Source organism: Phormidesmis sp. 146-33 (assembly GCF_052939515.1).
Genome location: NZ_JBJPHU010000242.1, coordinates 1 through 2983 on the forward strand (window position 1 = coordinate 1; position 2983 = coordinate 2983).

The following is a 2983-nucleotide window of genomic DNA, read 5'->3' on the forward strand; positions in this document are numbered from 1 at the left end:
TTTCGACTACCTGAACTTGATTTGGCAAAACTCCCCAGCCGCGATAGACTTGCTGCAAATATTGAATATCTCCCGTTCGCTGCATGATTGCCGTAAACGCTGCGTTATCCAGTGCGCCGTAGTATCGACCGTCTGGAAACGTCACGATCGTTGGTGCAAATCGATGTCCTCCAATGTGACTGACCTGCCAAATCTGAGTGTGAATCTGTAGCTGATTGATAGTCGCTAACGCTTGACGATAAAATGGGTGCCCAAACTTTGCACAGCACTTATCATGGCTGCCATGAGTACAAACAAAAATGTCTTGAGTGGTTGTCTCTTGGCAGTCGATGTCTAAGCCTTTATTCGTCAAATACTGCTGAAGGAGTGGAGCAACCTGTTCGATCGTACCCACTTCAAATTCCCGCTTATGATACCCCCTGCTCAGACCTTGAGGTTTGCGAAAAATCATGACTCGTGTCCGAGTTGGCGCGTGGCGTTCTCCCACAAATAGTAGAAATCGAATCGGGAACTTTGCCTGTTTAAGGTCATCCACGAACGCTTTTAGATTAGGAGGCACTGCTTTTGAATCAAACTCATTTGCAGCCCAGGGATAGGGGCATTCAATCAACACATACATCAGATGGTCTGGGGCGCTGCCGATGATGTCTTCTCCCGATTCGCGAGACATCTGGGCACAGAAAAATTGGCTCATAGCCGCTCCTGTGAGGTTCTGCTGAATCTCTAGCTAAAAAAATCTCTTACTGTCATGCAGGCATCCGTCCAACCCTGATGCTTCAACGTATTGCCTACGATCGATTGTGTTCTTCCTCAACCAAAAGGTTAGCTCAATGACTCTACTAATGCAAGACTAATGCAAGATATTCTCATTTAATTTGCATAAGTTTGTTGGAGTGCCGCCTCGATACTGCCTACCTGCTTGTAGGTATCAATCAGTCTATGTGCAGGTGTTTTTTGGTTTTCTAAAGACTTTCTCAACGGTATGAGTAAATCGACATCTCGATCGCCTTCTAGGGCTGCTTCTGCTGCGTTTAGAACCTGGATTGCTGGAAGCAAAATTTCTGGGCTGTCAAAACCTGCGATCGCGGCTTGTTGGTGAAGTTTTGCGTCAGGAATTGTGGCGCGACCTGTCAGAGAGTCCTCTAAAATCAAGCCTTTCAATAAAGCCAAAAGAGCCGCATAAAGTCCAAAATCATCACAGCTATCAAACGCCTTAAACTCAATTCTGCCTACTTCCGCCGCGAGGCGAGCAATTTTGGTGAGAGAGGGCGTACTTTTAATCAAATCTTGTTGTCTTTCTAAAAAAACCATGACTGAAGGTCTAGCTCCAGTTCGCTCAAACGTTCGGGCTGAAAGTCCGCGCCAACAACTACCTCCTCGAAAGGGAGAACTAAAGCTAAAAGGAACTAGATAAGGACTGTAAAACGTCAGTTTTTTACCAATATCAATTAAGCGAATGGTGGACAAGCCTACCCTTGAAAGGTTGAGATCTGGCCCATAAGTGAGCATTGGAATATTTGCCGTCTGTTTTTCGGGTGAGGCTTTTCTGCGTTGAATCTCGTACTCATTGAGCGGTGGGTCAGGAGAAAAGCTAGTATGAAATGGATTGAAACTGACTAATACGGGCGTGAACCCAAACTTTGTAGAGACCTCTCGCAGCAAATCAAAACTATGAGACAACTCAGCGATCGCACCTTGAATTGTCGAGTGAATCGTCGTTCTGATTTCAATCCCTTTAGGGACACAATCGATTACTTTTTCAGAGTTTGCAAATCGCTCAAAGCCTTCTATATACCAACGTTTTTGCTTAATTCCAGCATCTCCAATTCGCAAATGAGCATAGTCTTCTGAGTAGATGGGTAATGCTCGAATGATTTGATCAAAGTCTGCAAATTGAGTGCAAGAAAAATCAGCAAACTTCCCGTGTTTGTTAAGAAAAGCGACTTCATGTTCGATGCCAAACTGAAACATGATTCAACCTCCAATTGCTCTTATTTTTATCTGATTCGGCTTTAAGCTACAGTGCTAACTGCTCGATTAAAGCATTTGGTTTCCAACACACCCCGCGACCGAGCAATCATCGTCAAAGCCGCTTCTTTTGAGATTAGTTCACAACTTGCTTACGCAGATTTGAGAAGTTCTCAGGGTATTTTCTGGCTGAATATCTGTTGTAGCTGAGTACAGGCCTTCTCGATCGCATCGATACTTCCCGGATTTACCAAGCCGTAGTAATCAAATGTATAAACTCGATTGTTTTGCGTTGCTTTAAGCTTGCTCCAAAAAGGTTCTGATTTAAATTTTTCGACTTCTCCCTGACCTGTATCAACTAGAATTAGCACTTCTGGATTCGTCTGCAAAACCTTCTCTGCTGAAAGCGTAATGTATCCTCCAAATTGGCTTTGTCCCTGTAACTCAGCAACTAAATTTTTTGTCCTAAACTGAGTTAGTAAATCTCCTGCCCAACTCGTTTTATTGGGAGCAAGAATTGGTTGACGACTGACCAAAACTAAGGTGGAAGCAGGCTGGTTTGTCGGTTCGATAAAAGTCTGATAGTGCTTTAGTAAAGGTTGCGGATCAGACTGGAGAATAGCTGCGATCGCACTCGTTAACTCATTGAGTGATTGCCAACTATCCACTTTTGTCAATAAAGTTTTGATACCCATTGACTTGAGCCTGTTGACAATCGGATCATGAAATCCGGCAGCCCCAATCACAAAATCTGGTTTGAGAGCAACGATTTTTTCTAGATTAGGCTGCGATCGTCCCTCACTAACCTTGGTAACTTGAGCAAACTCAGGATTTGGACTGAGCAATCGGCTCCCTGACATTCCGATCAACTTAGTTTTATCTAAGCGGTGAATGATATCGGCGGAGAGTGAAGTGAGCGCAACCACCCTGGAAACTCTAGTCGGTGTGGTTTGTGTTGTCGTCGAAACGGGTGTCGTCGGGGGCTGCTGGACGTTTGAGGTAGTACAAGCAACTA

At 44.5% G+C, this 2983-nt stretch carries 3 protein-coding genes; all 3 read right to left on the reverse strand.

All coding sequences use genetic code 11. From position 1 onward, the window contains the following. A partial coding sequence (locus ACJ2PR_RS35500) for a sucrase ferredoxin (protein ID WP_446880583.1) occupies positions 1-694 on the reverse strand: 694 nt, incomplete at its 3' end. A 176-nt stretch (positions 695-870) separates the two neighbouring features. Beyond that, the gene (locus ACJ2PR_RS35505; RefSeq protein ID WP_446880584.1) at positions 871-1971 is read right to left on the reverse strand and encodes a glutamate--cysteine ligase; all 1101 of its coding nucleotides are present in this window, start codon (positions 1969-1971) and stop codon (positions 871-873) included. A gap of 170 nt (positions 1972-2141) precedes the next feature. After that, a partial coding sequence (locus ACJ2PR_RS35510) for an ABC transporter substrate-binding protein (protein WP_446880585.1) occupies positions 2142-2983 on the reverse strand: 842 nt, incomplete at its 5' end.